The following is a 15676-nucleotide window of genomic DNA, read 5'->3' on the forward strand; positions in this document are numbered from 1 at the left end:
TCAATTTTGCAAATAAATCTTAGTGTAAAAGCAGGGCTAGAGGCAAATTCAACCCATGAATAATTCAATTAACGAATCTTAAAATTTCATGTTTTATTTTTGAAATCATGGAAAAAATGCGTGCAATGGTACTTTCTGAATGTGCCAAAATTGAAACAAATCCATTAAAACTCACTCAAATTGATAAGCATGAGATTAAAAGATCAAATGAAATTCTATTAAAAATAGAAGCTTGTGGAGTTTGCCATTCTCAACTGCATGGAATTGAAGGAGATTGGAAAGATATTGGAATTCCACCTGCATTGCCAACAGTTCCAGGTCATGAGATAGTAGGAAAAGTAATTCAAATCGGAGACAGAGTTACAAAATTCAAAGTTGGTGATAGAGCAGGAATTACACCACTTTTAGAAGCATGTAAAAATTGTCAGTATTGTAAAGAGGGAAAAGAGCATCTGTGTGAATCATCAATAATCACAGGAGAATCTTTCAAAGGCGGATATGCAGAATACATTACAGTGCTTGAAGATTTTGCAACCAAAGTTCCAGAAAATATGAAACCTGAATATGCTGCACCATTGTTTTGTGCAGGAATAACTGGATACAAAGCAGTTGTAGCAGCAGAACCAAAACAGGACAAGAAAATTGGAATTTTCGGAATTGGAGGAGTAGGTCACATGGCAATACAATTTGCAAGAGTAGAAAAGTGCAAAGTGATTGCATTTTCTAGATCACAGAAGCATCTTGATGTTGCAAAAAGACTTGGAGCAACAGATGCAATAGTATTTTCAGAGAGTCAACAAGAATTTCTAAGAATGTTAAAAGAAAAACATGGAATGCTAGATGCTGCCATAGTATTTGCTCCAGCAGATATTGTTACAGACACTGCAATAAAATCAGTAAAGAAGGGTGGATTAATTGTGATTGCAACCGTAGGAGAAAATCCAGCATTTATGGCATTTGAAGAAAAAACAATCAGAGGCACAGTAATAGGATCAACTAAAGACATGGAGCAAGTAATCAAAATATGCACTGATGAAAATATCGAGGTAATTTCTGAAATATACCCATTAGAAAAAGCAAATGAAGTACTCAAAAAACTAAAAAATTCTGAAATTGAAGCTAGAGCTGTGTTAATTCCGTAATTCTTGGCTTAAATAAAGGATGATTAATTTTTCATTATGAATTGTAATAGATGTCACCATACTGATGAGGTACATATTCCAAATGACACAAGTAACTCACTTATCAAAGTAGGAAAATGTCAGATTCCCACATGTACGTGTTCGCAGTATATAGATCCAATTCAAAAAATTGATGAAGACCTCTTGTAACAATTCATATATCAAAATCAGTTTTAGATGAACATGGATAAACATAAGCCATCAGATGAGATGATAAAAGAACTAGATAATTTGTTATCAAAACTTAACGCTATGGAAATTGTTGCATCAGATGAACATCAAAAAAACTCTGTCAAAATTCAAAGAGCGCTAGTGGAAGGCCAAATTCATTCAATCAACGAGTTTCAACATTTGAAAAAAGCGATTGATTTACTGACATTGCAATTGTTTGATGTTCAAAACAAAACTAGGAATCAATCCTAGTATCACTTAACCCGCAACTAATACATCGAAAGAGAGTAGATTTTTCAAGTTGTTTCTCAGGTTTCATTTCAGAACCACAGCAAAGGCATAGATGTTTTTCCTCATCTGCTACATTTTGCTTAGAATGTCTAACAACATAATCAGGTTTTGTGATAGGAATGTCTTCAGAGTTACATGCGGGTTTGTAGTGAATCAGTATCTTATTTAGAATATTTTGTCTGTGTTCATCACTGAATTCAAACAATGGCAATATTGCTAAATGAATTGATTTTTCAGATCCTGAATGCTGAATCCAGCATTTGTATCCAGAGTGTTGAACAAAGAATGCCTTATCATCAGTCTTACCACATTCACCTGCATAAATGATATTGAATTTGTCTTTATCTCTTGAGAGAATCAAATAGACCAATTTTTCCATTGGAGGACCCCATTCTTCAAGTGGAATAGGCCCAAGAAATTCATACTGAAGGATTTGAATGCTCAATGATAGTATTTTTGAATACTTTCTTTTCATCTTTTCCCAAAAAATACACTAGTATGATTATTTTGATCGCAAAATCTTAACTTGAAAAGATTAAATTCAAGAGCTATTGATTTTCCATAAATGAAAGAGCCCCACAATTATGCAAAAGTAGGATATTCCATGATTGTAGTAGCAGCTAGTTTAGCTGCAATTGGACTCATAGCATTAGCAATAGGAAATGATGTATTATTTGCAGATAACATGCAAAGGGACAACACCAATCATTTCAACGAATGTAAAAAGAATGATTTCAAAGCAGATGGGTGTGAAAAATACTGGGACAGAATTAACAACAAAGCCTCAGGAATTTATGTAGACCTTGAAAAATAACTAGTATCCATTAGTAAAATCTTCGAGCATGTTTTGATTTTTGGTGAGTTTGTTCATTGCATAAAATGCACCCCCAATAATACCTGCTTGATAGAAAGTATACAAAAAGACACCAGATGACGTAGGATCAGATTTTGTGAAACTCAAAACAAGCATCGTAAAAAATACAAATGTTCCAACAAAAGTTACCAATCTATTTACAAATCCAGTATTCAGTCCAACAATTCTTTTAGTGGCACCTGCCATCAAACCAATACTAGTAATAATTAGAAAAGTTGCACCACCGTTTGCAGTTACAAAACTATGTACCCATGGTAAAAGACCGTCATCCAAAATTGAAATGTCGGGCATAACACTTCCTCCGTTTAAAGCAAAATTTACAGCACTGAACATCCCACCTATGACAAAAAAGAATAGGAATATCTTCACAATTGACCTTTTGATAGGACTGCGAATTTCTGATGGCCTTACTGCTCGTTCAGTAATTTTGATGCCGTAAAGAAAACCTACCGCCATAGCAGGGATAAACATGAGGTTGATTAGAATTGGAGATTCCTTGTTGATTGATTCAATCTGAGGGTGAAAGACAAGATACAAAAGAATTGCAAGTGAGGCTGAAGCAGTAAATAGAATCAAACCAACATGACTACGACCATGAGGTTCTTCAAAATTATCCCAGTTAGTCATTTTATGACATCTAAAGAAACTCATTAAAGATCAAATCAGAAAATCATTTGGTCAAATTATCAATTCTGTTTACCCTTTTTAATGGAAATCAAGTAGAAATCCATGAGAGAGGGAAAAATACTAGTCATAGTAGGAACTGTCATCATAATTTTTGGTGGATTGTTTCACCTTCAAGGACAATCAATAGTAGGTCCTGAATCATCTTTCATGTACTCAAATCCAGATTGGATTACTTATGGTATAGAAATTATCATTGTAGGAATTGCTATTTTTGGTGCAGGGATTTTAATTCTTAAAAAGAATTAGTCTGTTACACGCAAAGTAATTGTACTTTTAATTTTTTGAATCTTTCTAATTTTAGATGTGATAATTTCATTGAGTTGTGAAGAAGTATCAGTTATAAATTCTGCAACTAGATCATAGTTACCATAAGTTATCAAACAATTTTTGACTTCAGGAATTTCTTTTAATTGTAAATAAAGGGATTGTTCTTCTCCCATTTCACAACTAATTAGCATGTACGCTTTTTCCAATTAAATCATAATTTCTTAAAAAAACATCAACTTAAAGACAGCTAGAGAATTGTTTTAAAAAAGATCTCAAAACCCAGCAATCATCGGATCTTGAGGTTTCATAATCTCGCGCAATACAATTGTTGCAAAAGATCCTCTAGAAAGTGAAAATTCGACAACATTATCACTAGATGAGTAATTAGAACAGTGTATTGCAGCTTGTCTAAAGCCACCTTCACTGCTGACCTCTTGCATTTCTTTGATAAAGAAATCTTTAGGAGTAATTTCTTCTTGCTTTAGTATTTTAGAGATTTGAAAATCAAATCTTGTTTTTTTGTAATACGAATACCCAACAAACGGCAAGGCCAAATTTTGATCCAAACCATTAACATGTTTGCCAATAATACCACGAAGATCAAAACAAACATCACCAGAGTGAGACTCAAAGAGATTTTCACCATCTAAGAATGCAGAGCTTAGAGATTGATTGAAAATAAAAGACTGATAAGCTTGAATGTAAAATCTTCTCAGCGGTAAAGGAATGGCTCGAATTGCCCTGATTGGATCATCATGTTCAATCATTTCTTTGAGAACGATTTTTTCAACATCCATTGATGAAGGAACACTATCAAAGTATTTTTCATAGTTTTCCCTATCAACAAGTTTTTCACGAATCTCAGTGTTTTCCTTAGAATCATGTATAGACGTAAAGGACAGAATTAGTTCAACAGTTTTTTTGAAGTCCCTATGTAAAATTGCCTTACCAATTAAATGAGTCACAGGTCTTTTTGAGCCAAAACGCTGATAGCCATAAAAATTCAGAATTTTGTCATAATCTGTAAAAGATGATAATCGATTTTGGCAATCTGTTATTTTTAATTTAAAATGATTTCCAATCATATCTTTTTTTGTTAGAGGTTTTTTTGTATAGCCTATTTTTTCAAGAGAGTACTTGTCAGTAGAAAAATTTTCTATTGCCTTTCCTTTATTTCCAGAACAGACAAACTGTTCAGTTATTGCTGATGCATCTTTTAATCCAAGAGATTTTAGTCGTAAACCTTTTGTTTTAAAAATTCCAGTTAGTGCATGATTAGTATCGATTTTTTTCTTTTTTAGTTTGTATACTGCATAACCGTCTTGATCCTTTATTGCATTTTGTACTTTTTCAGAAAGTATTTCAGTAACTTGAAAGTCTTCAGGTTCAACTCTAATTTTCCCCCCAATACCTGGAAATTGCGTACTGTATACGGTAATACCAATTTGAGAGTCTAAGTCAGGAATCACTCTATTGTCACTGTAACATATTTGCTAACGGCAACATCAGGTAGTTGTGCACCAAGTAGTACTTTGTATGTACCAGGTACAGCATCATTAGATGCACTGATAGTTGCAGAAATCAAACGTGGTATATCAGCATCTAATTGAAACGTTTGTGGAGAATTTACATCAACATTAAGAAAACCAGTAGACGATAAAATTAATGAAACATCCATCAAATCTTGTGAAGATTGAGACGCAATAACAAACTCAAAGTCCTGTGAATTCCCAGGCGCCATAGTTACTGAATCAGATTTAAATTGAATTTCAAGGGGCAATGGAACCAAAGTGTCAACTACCCCAATGTTATTTTCTGCCATTTCAGTGAACCATATTTTTTCACCATCAACTGTAAAATCTAAAATTTGTGCAATGCCGCAGTCATCGATCATCATTCCGGTTCCAGGATCACAATCAGTCCAATACGGATTCTTTGACGGAACGTGGTATTCTACAAGAGATTGCGATTTTGGATCGAGTACAGAAATATTATTTGCAGCATATGTATTGAATACAATGCGTTCTTGACTATCTACATCAAGCCAATACGGCATTGAAACTGGAGATTTTATCACTCCTGTTTGATTGCCAAAAGTATTTGGAAGAGGATCAGATATTGAATATTGTGTGAATTGGTTAGTTACAGTATCAAAATTAAACAAGGAAGACGAAGTAGTATCGGCTAACCAAATAGAGTCATTGTTTGCAACTATACCATTTGGAGCACCTAGTTCTCTAGGAAATGGATAAAAATCAATGAATTCGTGTAAAGGAAGTGTTTGTTCAAAATTTGCAATAGAATCAAAGTATTCATTTTGATTAAATTTTACTAGTACCCCTCCTTGTTGGAATAACCAATTAGTGTACCAAACATCATCATTTTTGTCAACAGTAAAGTCTGCAGTGAATGGAGCAGTGTTATTCACAACTAAAGGAGAAGGCACACTAAGATACACTACATTATCAGCAGACTGAGTTGGATCCAGAAAAGTAATTTTGTTTCCGTAAAAATCATTAACAATAATTAAAGAACCATTCATTTTCAATTTTTGAGGCATTGAGTTTCCTTCAGAAGGATATGATATTCTAGTATATTGTTCATCAATTGTTGAGAATTTCCATATTGAGTCATTAGTATCGTCAGTGAACCATAGTGAACCATCTGGAGCATAGTCAATTCCCCAAATTGTAGATTGTAAACCTGCAGGCCATGATGGATTCTCATATTCAGTAAATGTTTCAGTGTTAGGATCAAATTTTGCCAAATTACCAGTATTAGATTGTGCAAACCAAATATTTCCATCAGGATCAGACACTATAGCTAAAGGATTAGTACAATCAGTTTGAATAGAAAACTCTTGTACGTAATCAGTAGACTTTGCATCACTTGAGCCACAACGTCTAGGACGCTCCTCATCAGGGTAATTATCTGCAGGAGTTCCAGTAATCGTAATTTCTGGGGAATCATCTGCTGGAATAAGTCCAGGAAGAGTGATCATCACAGTTGAAGAAAGTAAAATAAATCCAAAAAAGGCAGTTACAATGACACCTTTCTTCTTCATATTTCAAAAAATAGTAAAGCCTTGTTATATCTTATTCCAACACTAGAAAAGTCATAATAATTTTAGACCTCCTGTTATTTTATCAATTAGATTTTCCGGAGCAGGTCCAATAGAAATGCATGTTGTGGTTCCAGGGGCAAGCTGGGTATGGCCAGCATCAGAAACCTCAGACCATGGAAGATTCAAATCAATTGCATGTCTTTTTACTTCTTGTAATTCTTTGATGCCAGAAACTTTGAGGACTACTTTTTCTTGTCCTGCCCACCATTGATCATACCATTCAGGATGAGATTTTCTAACATGCTCTGCTCCAAGTACACAAGCATGCCCTACTTGTGCTGCAATCTTTCCTTTTCCCATTTCAAGATCAGTTCTAACAACAATCACCTGTTTGATATCACCCATAACATTACCAAATACAGGCCTAATGAAAAACTTTTGAATTAAAGTGTTGTACTTTCCGAGCTTATTTATTTCAGCGATCCGACCAAAAATATGATTTTCATTGTTTATCCATTTGTAACAAAGATAATCAAGTCATTGTAGCCCCAACCAGATGTTTTTGCAGATGAGGGGCAAACATAACTTATTTTTGAATTATTTTTAAATTCTTAAATTTATTTTTGTAAATTTGCAATTTCCAGTTTTACAATTTTAAAACATAAATTAGTTTCATTAAAATCGATTTCATTTACATCATAGGCCACTTCAACAAACAATGGGGTAATCATATTCAAAAAATGTAATGGCCATTTATCACCCATTTCATGTTGAATGATAAAGGAGTCTGTTCCGTCATCTACAAACCTAAACTGAAAATGTGAACGTTCTAACCAATCTTTTATTGTGGTTAGAATACTCTGATAAGTTACTTTATTATGCATAAACAGAATTATGTCCTTGAAACTAGGTGCGGAGACAAATTTTGCAATATGAATGACTTGAGTCTTGTCCTGATCAGATAGTATTGCTCTTAGATATTTCTTTGTCACACATACAGAACCTATATCTTTCCCAAATCTATCCCAATCAAGATATTTCACAATAATTTGATTAATTAATGTACATGAATTAACCTTCTGAATTTTGCTTTCTGCTTCAAGTTTTTCTTTAACTGAATCTTTTATTCTGATTGAGAATACGGACGTCCTCTCTTGTTTGTTTTCTACAGGCACGTACGTCATACATACACGTGATATATAACGATGTAAATGTAATAATAAGTAATTACATGATTTTCATAATATAATATTTCAATAGATTATGGTTATAATAAAATAAAATTATATTATGGTATTTATCTCCTTTTTCTTTAGTATCCTGTATTTTTTGTATACAATGTAAACCTAGTATATATTATTATCATATGATAGTAATATGATATGTCCACAAGTAACAAATTCTACATACTTGATGAGCAAATAGAACAACTATTACATGAAAAATCTATTTTGCTAAATCAAGAACTTTGTAAAAACCATGAAATTATATCCTCATTACATAAGACCCATCAAAAAAATACTTTGATAGACATTAATTCAAATAATTTTGATTTCCAAACATTTGAAAATGAACATTATTCAAATAATTTGATTAGAAAAAACATAAAAAATTATAAAATCAATCCAGTTCTAAAAAAAATAATCATAACTGGTATCATTTTAGGGAGTTCTTGTGCCATAGGTTTACAATTAAGCAGTGAGCATCATCCTGTATCTTTTGATACTCAGTATTTAGTTCAAAATTTAAAAGGCGACACAATAGACACTTGGAATTATTGGGACATACCATCTAATCGACCTTTGTATGTAGGTATAGTGGGATCTAATCTAATTAATGCTGATTATTACCATGAGTTGGAAAATGTAATTTTATCTGAAGAAAAGATCAATGTAGATAATTCAATATTGCATAAAGGGCCTAAAGGAACTGAATCTGTAAATTATCTTGGATGGAGTGGTGCACTAAAAAGTATTTCAGAGAAAACCATCCATTCAATACCATCTACTTTTGAAATTCTCCATTCTGATAAATCCCAGTCATCGGGAGACATCATAATTACATTAACTACTCAGAAAAGTCCTGATGGTATAAGTGGATTTACAACTTCACTATTACAAGAAAATCAAATTCTTAAATCACGTATTACTATCTATGATGTAGATGAATTATCCAAAAATCAATTCGCTACCATCCTAAGACATGAATTTGGACATGCTATAGGTTTAGCACATTCTACTGCTCCTGAAGATTTGATGTATCCAACTATCACTACTTCAATACCATTCATTTCTGACTGTAATATCGATGCAATTGTTTCATTGTATAATGGTAACAAACAAAGTGAGGTTGTATGTGAAATATGATAAAAAATCATCAATTAGAACAAAGAGATAACGTATTCATTAAATTTTATCGCCAAGCATATGAAGATTTACCAGTTATGTTGCGTACTATTGATAAAAACGGTATAATTATCGAATGCAACAATATGTACTGTCACACGCTAGGATATTGTAAAGAGGAAGTTGTTGGAAAATCAATATTCGAGCATGTTGCTGATGAAAGCATAAAAAAATTAACGGATACATTTTTGCGATGGAAACAGACTGGCAAAGTTGGAAACGCCAATCTATTGATGAAGAAAAAGAATGGAGATATTTTTCCAGTCTTATTGAACGCCACAAATATTCTTGACTCTCAAGGACTTTTAGTTGGAAGTAATACTGTAATTAGTGACATTACGAAATTAACCGAATTACATGATAAAGTCATAAAAAATGAAAAAATAATAAAAAGACAATATGATAATCTGATAAAATTGACTGTTCAAAAAGACTCATTTTTGGCAATGGTGGCACATGAATTGAAGACGCCTCTAGTTCCAATTAAGAGTTATACTGACATATTACTTCAAAACGCATTTGGAATACTGAATCCAAAACAAAAACAAATCATAACACAGATTAAAAACAGTGGGGAGTCTCTAGAATATCTAATAGGTGATCTTTTAGATGTTCAGAAAATGGAGTTAAACACATTCACCTTGAAACAAGAGACACATCCACTTGATGTGCTCATTAACAACAGCGTAGAAAACTTTACTCAAAATGCACTTGACAAAAAAATTCTCATAACTTTGTCTCTAATACCCAACATTTTGTGTTTTTGTGATTCGGCCCGACTGAAACAAGTGTTAAATAATCTTATTTTAAACGCCATAGACTTTTGTCCTCAAACAGACGGTAAAATCCACATTAGTTTGAAACAACATGGCAATAATGCCTACATCATTGTAAGAGACAATGGAATTGGAATACAAAAAAAAGTTCTAAGTAAAATATTCTCTAAATTTTATCAAGCAGATTCATCCATGACCAGGAGTCACGGTGGTAGTGGGTTGGGCCTGACAATTGCAGGTGGAATTATCCAATCTCATGGAGGCAAAATTTTTGCAAAATCTGAAGGATCTGGCAAAGGTACAGAAATTCATATAATTTTACCGCTGAGTCAGGAGATTTCAAAAAATGTCTAGTTTTGAGTGCGGAGTATGTAAAAATAAATTCGAACTATCTGAAGAATGTATTTTGTATGATAGTAGATTCTTTCACAAAAAATGTGATCCTAGACCAGATATCCCATGTTTTGGCATTATATCTAAGAAGGGGATGTCAGAATAACTCAGGCAATAGAGGAATTAACTTTAGAGGATTTAAGACGTAAATGTCAAGTGAAACAACAAGAGTTTCTACAAAGAATGAATAACAGTTAAAAAATATCTAAAATTCTAATGGTTTCTTATAATTTTTGAACGCAGATCTATTTTCTTTTTTTCAGAAATATCATGTATGATGATTAAGAATACTGCATAAAACCAAAGTCACAAGATTAATCCAACATTCTTCAATAACAAACCTGCCAAGGCGTGTACAATGACAAGACGCTTGCCAAGCCTGTTATAGTGTATAATATATCATCCATATACCTGACATGCATAAATAATTGAATTAAATAATTGGCAAAGAAACAAAATCTGTGAGATTTGACGTAGTAATTGCAGGTGGAAGTGTTGCAGGATTGCTGTGTGCCAGAGAAATTTCTTTAAATGGTTTTTCAGTACTTGTGATTGAGGAAGACTATGAGATAGGAACTCCTGAACATTGTGGAGGATTAGTCAGTATCGCAGGATTAGAGGAGTTAGGAGTAATACCATTTAGAAAAACTTTTGATCATATGATTGAATCTGCAACAATTACATCACCAAATGGAAATAATTTTACCATTAATTCAAAGAAGCAAAAAGTAATAGAGATTAGCAGAAGAGAATTAGACAAGCAAATCGCTTTTCAAGCTCAAAAAAACGGAGCAACAATCAAAGTTAGAACTAGTTTTCAAGAGATTACAGACACAGGAATCAGAACAAATGAAGAAAGAATTGATTGTAAAATTTTTGTAGATGCAAGAGGAGTGTCATCACTAATTCACAAAGACAGGACTGGAATTTTATCATCTGCACAATATGAAATCTATGCGGATTGGATAAAAAAAGGAAAAGTAGAAGTAATTTTTGATCAAGAAAAATATCCAGGATTCTTTGCATGGATAATTCCATCCAATGAGGGTAAAGGAAAAGTTGGAGTCGCAGGAAAAGGGATCAATGTATCTGAAGCAATAGATACCTTTCTCAAAGAGAAAGGAGAGTTCTCAACAATAAGGAAAATTTTTGCACCGATATGGATCAAAGGACCCATTAAAGATTTCATAGAGGGAAAAACAGTGATCATAGGTGATGCTGCAGGACAGGCAAAGCCAACAACAGCTGGAGGAATTTTTACTAGTGGCATTGGAGGAGTGTATGCAGGACAAGCAATATCAAAATTTTTGAAAACAAATAACAAAACAGATCTTGAAGAATATCAGAAAAGATGGATGAATCGTTTTGGTAAAGAATTTGAAAAACAAACTTTAGCAAGAAAAATTTTAGAACGAATTGATAATAACACAATTAACAAACTATTTGATTCAATCACACCCGAGATTACAAAAGAAATTTCAGAAAAAGATGATTTTGATTTTCATACTGGTTCCATCATAAAATTACTGGGAGTGAAAGGTTCGATTAAAACTGCCCAAACTCTAATTGGTGGAGAAATTAAAAAATTACTAAGTTAAAACACGCTTAATTTCTAAGGAAGATATAAATGATGTTTGGAGAAAATTTGAGCATGTCATCTACGATTTCTTTGCCAACATGTAGTTGTTGCCACAGACCAATTATGCCTAACGATAAATGTGTAAAATTCAATTGCCCTAGTTGCGGTGTCGATTTAATTTGGAGATGCCAAAGTTGCAGAGAGGCAGCAAGAAACTATACTTGCACTTCATGTAATACAATAGGACCATAAAATGACACAGTTACTACTAGTTACAAAAATTCTTCCAACTGGAATGGATGTAGATCTTGATAAATTAGCAGAGTCCATCAAAGGGGGATTAAAAGAAGGAATTACTATGAAAAGACATGCAAAAGAACCATTAGCATTCGGATTAGAATGCATTAAAGCAGAATTTGTTGTTAATGATGAAGAAGGACAGATGGACTCATTAGAAGAAGCAGTAAGATCAATTGACGGCGTGAGTGAATTTGAAGTACTCAACATGAGTCGAATGTCAGTTGACATGAAATAGGTGATTTTTTGGTACGCAAAGAAGAACCTTTGCAGATGAGAATCGGAGAAGCAAAACAACGAGACGTAGGCAAGAAACGCGCCAGAATAGGTCCTGAAGCCATGGATTTTCTCAGAGTAACACCAGGAGACATTATTGAGATAATGGGTTCAAGAACTAGCTGTGCAGTTGTTTGGCCAGTAGACGAAGATGAGAAACTACCAGAAACCATAAGAGTTGACGGACAAACAAGAAAAAATGTAGGAGCATCACTGAATGATTTTGTAAAAATTAGAAAAGTAACATCAAAGTTTGCAAAATCAGTTGCTCTAACACCAGTTACTGATTCAGTAACTGTGGATAAAGAATTCACAGACTTTGTAAAGAATAGACTCAAAGGGTTACCTATCACACACGGTGATGAGATTTCTGTGATGATTTTAGGGAATTCCATGGACTTTGAAATTACAAAAACAACTCCAAAAGGAGTAGTTAAGATAGACCGCACTACAAATCTCAGCATTTCAACTGAAACATCAGGTGATAGAAAAGTCAGAGTGACATATGAAGAAGTAGGAGGATTAAGACGTGAAATTAAAGCAATGAGGGAGATTGTAGAATTACCATTAAAACATCCAGAATTATTTGCAAGATTAGGAGTTGAACCACATAGTGGGATTTTACTTTACGGCCCACCTGGATGTGGAAAAACATTACTTGCTAAAGTAATGGCAAGTGAATCAGAAGCAAACATGTTTCCAATTAATGGTCCAGAAATTATGAACAAATATTACGGCGAGACAGAAGCAAAATTAAGAGAGATTTTCAAAGAAGCTAAAGACAATTCTCCAAGTATAATTTTCATAGATGAAATTGATGCAATAGCACCAAAAAGAGAAGAGGCATATGGTGATGTGGAAAAAAGAGTAGTGGCTCAACTATTAGCATTAATGGATGGATTAAACGATAGAGGTAACGTCATTGTACTTGGGGCAACAAACAGACCTGACAGTGTTGATCCAGCACTTAGAAGACCAGGTAGATTTGATAGAGAATTTGAGATATCAGTACCTAATGAAGATGGAAGATTGGAGATTCTTGAAATTCATACAAGAGGAATGCCAATTAGTGACGATATTGATCTTAAAGATTTATCATCAGAATTGCACGGATACACAGGTGCAGATATCAAATCACTTTGCAGAGAAGCTGCACTAAAATCAATTAGAAGATATCTGCCAGAGATAGACCTTGAAACTGAAAAAATTCCTTCAGAGGTATTGCAATCAATGCAAATTAAACTAGTTGACTTTTACGATGCAATGCACGAAGTAATCCCTACTGCAATGAGGGAATTTTACGTTGAACGACCAAAAGTTTGGTGGCAAGACGTTGGAGGACTAGATGATATCAAAAAATCACTTACAGATAATCTCATAATGGCAATGAAAGAGCCCAGTAAATTCACATCCATGGGAATAAAACCACCAAAAGGAGCTTTGATTTATGGGCCACCCGGATGTGGAAAAACATTACTTGGTAGAGCACTAGCTACTGAAACTGGGGCCAACATGATTCTAGTCAGAGGTCCTGAGATACTTTCAAAGTGGTTAGGAGAATCAGAAAAAGCAGTAAGAGAGATATTTAGAAAAGCAAAAGCATCATCCCCGTGTGTTGTAATTTTTGATGAGTTGGATTCTCTAGCTCGTTACAAATCAGGAGAGGGCGGAGCAAGTGAGACAGTTCTTAGTCAACTACTAACTGAGATAGAAGAAGGAGTATCTTCACGTGTAGTTGTAATTGGAATCACAAACAGACCAGATGTGCTAGATACTTCTCTGTTAAGGACAGGAAGGCTGGATTTGGTACTATATGTTGGACCACCAGATGAGAAAGGCAGATTGGAGATAATCAAAATTTTAACAAAAAAAATGCCATTGGCAAATGATGTCAAATTAGAGGAGATTGCAGTAGCTACTCAAAATTATTCAGGAGCAGATTTGGCAGCACTTTGCAGAGAAGCTGCAGTAGAAGCAATGAGAAGCAACTCGACAAAAATTTCAAGTCATGACTTTGCAAATAGTTTGAAACGTGTAAGACCATCAATTACCAAAGAAGTTGATCAATGGTACAACACAATAAAGGAAAGTATATCTAACGTGGTACCAAAGTCAGGGGATAAAACATTCTACGGATAAAAAATGACAATACCAATAAGAAATACAGTATTTGACAAAATAAAAGAAGCAAATAGATTAACGGATGTTGAACTTTTAAAAAGTCTAGCCAAAGATGGGCATGTAATTGCTGAAGATAGATTTAACAAGATACTTTTAGATTTAGAGATACTAGGACTCATCACAGTATCATGGGTTACAAAAGATGAACGCCGAATAGAAATTGTTACGATTAAACAAGAAATAGATGAAGTAGATGAGCAAGTAAAGGAAACAATGGAGAGCGATTACGAAGCTAGTTTCCCAGGCTTGGACAAATAATTAGAATAACGGAATATGAAATGCTGCATCTAATGCAACTGCAACAAAAATGATTGTAAGATAAGGAGCAGTAATCTTGTATGCTTTCCATGCAAATTCAGATGTAGGGGTCTTTGTCAGTTTGTAATGATATGCAAGCATCAATCCTCCTGAAACTAGTGCAATGACAGTGTAAACTATTCCCATACCATCTGGAATGAATGAAAGTATCAAAGAGTACGGAATTAAAATTAACGTATTTCCTAAAATGAATTTTGAAGTCTTTTGCATTCCGATTACCACTGGAAGCATTGGAACATTTGCTTGTGCATACTCATCTTTGATTTTCATTGCAAGACACCAAAAGTGAGAAGGAGTCCATACAAAGACCAGAAATCCCACAAGAAATCCTAACAAATCCATACTACCAGTAGCTGCTGCCCATCCTGCCCAAGCTGCCGCACTACCTGCAATTCCACCAATTACAATGTTGGAAGAATTTTTTCGTTTGAGCCAAACTGTGTAAATAATGACATAAGAGAAAATTCCAACTGAGATAAAGAATGCAGATACAGCATTTAGTGCAAAGAATCCGTAAATTACAGAAATACAACTAACTGCCAAACCATAAATCAAAACACTGGATGCGGACATTCGTCCAGATGGAATGGGTCTGGTACTAGTTCGAGTCATTTTTGGATCAATGTCTTTATCATAATAGTGATTTAGTGCACTAGAACCAGCAGATGCTAATGCTCCTGCGATGATTATGTGCAAATAGGACCAATAATCAAGTTCGGGTACGCCAGGAACTAGTTTACTTGCAGCATACATGGATGTAACTGCAGTAATTACTAAAAGAACAACAATTCTGGGTTTGGATATCTCCAGTATTTCATTGAATCCCAATCTCACTCTATCCAATGTCAAAGCCATTTAATTTCTTCGTATAGATCCATTACCTGTCGCAAGGAATAAGTATCTCAGTCCTGTCAGC

Annotated in this window: 20 protein-coding genes; 12 read left to right on the plus strand and 8 right to left on the minus strand. The window is 33.9% G+C overall.

Going from position 1 to position 15676, the window contains the following annotated elements; translation table 11 throughout:
* The first annotated feature begins 107 nt into the window (after nt 1-107).
* Nucleotides 108-1142: an alcohol dehydrogenase catalytic domain-containing protein gene (locus WDZ98_RS07115; RefSeq protein ID WP_368059816.1), complete on the plus strand. Its 1035-nt coding sequence runs from the start codon at nt 108-110 to the stop codon at nt 1140-1142.
* Nucleotides 1143-1364: 222 nt separating this feature from the next.
* Nucleotides 1365-1604 carry a hypothetical protein gene (locus tag WDZ98_RS07120; protein ID WP_368059814.1) on the plus strand — a complete coding sequence of 80 codons (240 nt, stop codon included), beginning with the start codon at nt 1365-1367 and terminating at the stop codon, nt 1602-1604.
* Here WDZ98_RS07120 and WDZ98_RS07125 read toward each other — a convergent pair.
* Nucleotides 1588-2088, minus strand: coding sequence for a hypothetical protein (locus WDZ98_RS07125; RefSeq protein ID WP_368059812.1), 501 nt, complete (start codon nt 2086-2088; stop codon nt 1588-1590). The two genes, WDZ98_RS07120 and WDZ98_RS07125, sit on opposite strands and share 17 nt — an antisense overlap.
* A gap of 120 nt (nt 2089-2208) precedes the next feature.
* Here WDZ98_RS07125 and WDZ98_RS07130 point away from each other — a divergent pair, with 120 nt between their 5' ends.
* On the plus strand, nt 2209-2457 hold the full coding sequence (locus WDZ98_RS07130) for a hypothetical protein (protein ID WP_368059810.1): 249 nt from the start codon (nt 2209-2211) through the stop codon (nt 2455-2457).
* Here WDZ98_RS07130 and WDZ98_RS07135 read toward each other — a convergent pair whose 3' ends face one another.
* Nucleotides 2458-3144, minus strand: a complete 687-nt coding sequence (locus tag WDZ98_RS07135) for a hypothetical protein (RefSeq protein ID WP_368059808.1) — start codon at nt 3142-3144, stop codon at nt 2458-2460. It lies immediately after the preceding gene.
* A gap of 102 nt (nt 3145-3246) precedes the next feature.
* On the opposite strand from WDZ98_RS07135, the gene WDZ98_RS07140 reads away from it, so the two are divergent.
* Complete coding sequence (locus WDZ98_RS07140; protein ID WP_368059806.1) at nt 3247-3450, plus strand: hypothetical protein; 204 nt, start codon at nt 3247-3249, stop codon at nt 3448-3450.
* Here the strand turns inward: WDZ98_RS07140 and WDZ98_RS07145 are convergent.
* From WDZ98_RS07145 to WDZ98_RS07165, 5 genes are all read right to left on the minus strand, one after another.
* The gene (locus WDZ98_RS07145) at nt 3447-3677 is read right to left on the minus strand and encodes an Lrp/AsnC ligand binding domain-containing protein (RefSeq protein WP_368059804.1); all 231 of its coding nucleotides are present in this window, start codon (nt 3675-3677) and stop codon (nt 3447-3449) included. The genes WDZ98_RS07140 and WDZ98_RS07145 overlap by 4 nt on opposite strands.
* 66 nt (nt 3678-3743) lie before the next feature.
* On the minus strand, nt 3744-4940 hold the full coding sequence (truD, locus tag WDZ98_RS07150; protein ID WP_368059802.1) for a tRNA pseudouridine(13) synthase TruD: 1197 nt from the start codon (nt 4938-4940) through the stop codon (nt 3744-3746).
* A complete protein-coding gene (locus tag WDZ98_RS07155; RefSeq protein WP_368059800.1) occupies nt 4937-6535 on the minus strand; it encodes a lyase in 1599 nt (532 codons plus the stop codon). The genes truD and WDZ98_RS07155 overlap by 4 nt, the downstream gene beginning before the upstream one ends.
* Before the next feature lie 51 nt (nt 6536-6586).
* Nucleotides 6587-6940: a peptidyl-tRNA hydrolase Pth2 gene (pth2, locus tag WDZ98_RS07160; protein ID WP_368059798.1), complete on the minus strand. Its 354-nt coding sequence runs from the start codon at nt 6938-6940 to the stop codon at nt 6587-6589.
* Nucleotides 6941-7152: 212 nt separating this feature from the next.
* Entirely contained in the window at nt 7153-7710 is a 558-nt protein-coding gene (locus tag WDZ98_RS07165) for a hypothetical protein (protein WP_368059796.1), read from the minus strand.
* A gap of 207 nt (nt 7711-7917) precedes the next feature.
* Between WDZ98_RS07165 and WDZ98_RS07170 the strand changes: the two genes are divergently transcribed.
* The 8 genes from WDZ98_RS07170 (at nt 7918) to WDZ98_RS07205 (ending at nt 14700) form a co-directional block, all read left to right on the plus strand.
* Complete coding sequence (locus WDZ98_RS07170) at nt 7918-8901, plus strand: matrixin family metalloprotease (protein ID WP_368059794.1); 984 nt, start codon at nt 7918-7920, stop codon at nt 8899-8901.
* On the plus strand, nt 8898-10070 hold the full coding sequence (locus WDZ98_RS07175; protein WP_368059792.1) for an ATP-binding protein: 1173 nt from the start codon (nt 8898-8900) through the stop codon (nt 10068-10070). Before WDZ98_RS07170 ends, WDZ98_RS07175 begins: the two co-directional genes overlap by 4 nt.
* The gene (locus tag WDZ98_RS07180) at nt 10063-10215 is read left to right on the plus strand and encodes a hypothetical protein (protein WP_368059790.1); all 153 of its coding nucleotides are present in this window, start codon (nt 10063-10065) and stop codon (nt 10213-10215) included. Before WDZ98_RS07175 ends, WDZ98_RS07180 begins: the two co-directional genes overlap by 8 nt.
* A gap of 355 nt (nt 10216-10570) precedes the next feature.
* Entirely contained in the window at nt 10571-11707 is a 1137-nt protein-coding gene (locus tag WDZ98_RS07185; RefSeq protein ID WP_368059788.1) for an NAD(P)/FAD-dependent oxidoreductase, read from the plus strand.
* Nucleotides 11708-11760: 53 nt separating this feature from the next.
* On the plus strand, nt 11761-11940 hold the full coding sequence (locus WDZ98_RS07190) for a zinc finger domain-containing protein (RefSeq protein WP_368060953.1): 180 nt from the start codon (nt 11761-11763) through the stop codon (nt 11938-11940).
* A gap of 1 nt (nt 11941) precedes the next feature.
* Nucleotides 11942-12223: an elongation factor 1-beta gene (locus WDZ98_RS07195; RefSeq protein ID WP_368059784.1), complete on the plus strand. Its 282-nt coding sequence runs from the start codon at nt 11942-11944 to the stop codon at nt 12221-12223.
* Nucleotides 12224-12231: 8 nt separating this feature from the next.
* The gene (locus WDZ98_RS07200) at nt 12232-14400 is read left to right on the plus strand and encodes a CDC48 family AAA ATPase (RefSeq protein WP_368059782.1); all 2169 of its coding nucleotides are present in this window, start codon (nt 12232-12234) and stop codon (nt 14398-14400) included.
* Between the two features lie 3 nt (nt 14401-14403).
* Nucleotides 14404-14700, plus strand: coding sequence for a hypothetical protein (locus WDZ98_RS07205; RefSeq protein ID WP_368059780.1), 297 nt, complete (start codon nt 14404-14406; stop codon nt 14698-14700).
* Here the strand turns inward: WDZ98_RS07205 and WDZ98_RS07210 are convergent, their stop codons facing one another.
* Nucleotides 14701-15615 (minus strand): heme o synthase, encoded by a 915-nt coding sequence (locus WDZ98_RS07210; RefSeq protein ID WP_368059778.1) that lies wholly within the window; start codon nt 15613-15615, stop codon nt 14701-14703.
* Nucleotides 15616-15676 lie beyond the last annotated feature (61 nt).

Origin of the sequence: Candidatus Nitrosopumilus sp. (assembly GCF_040878665.1) — an archaeon.
In the GTDB taxonomy this organism is placed as follows: Archaea; Thermoproteota; Nitrososphaeria; order Nitrososphaerales; family Nitrosopumilaceae; genus Nitrosopumilus.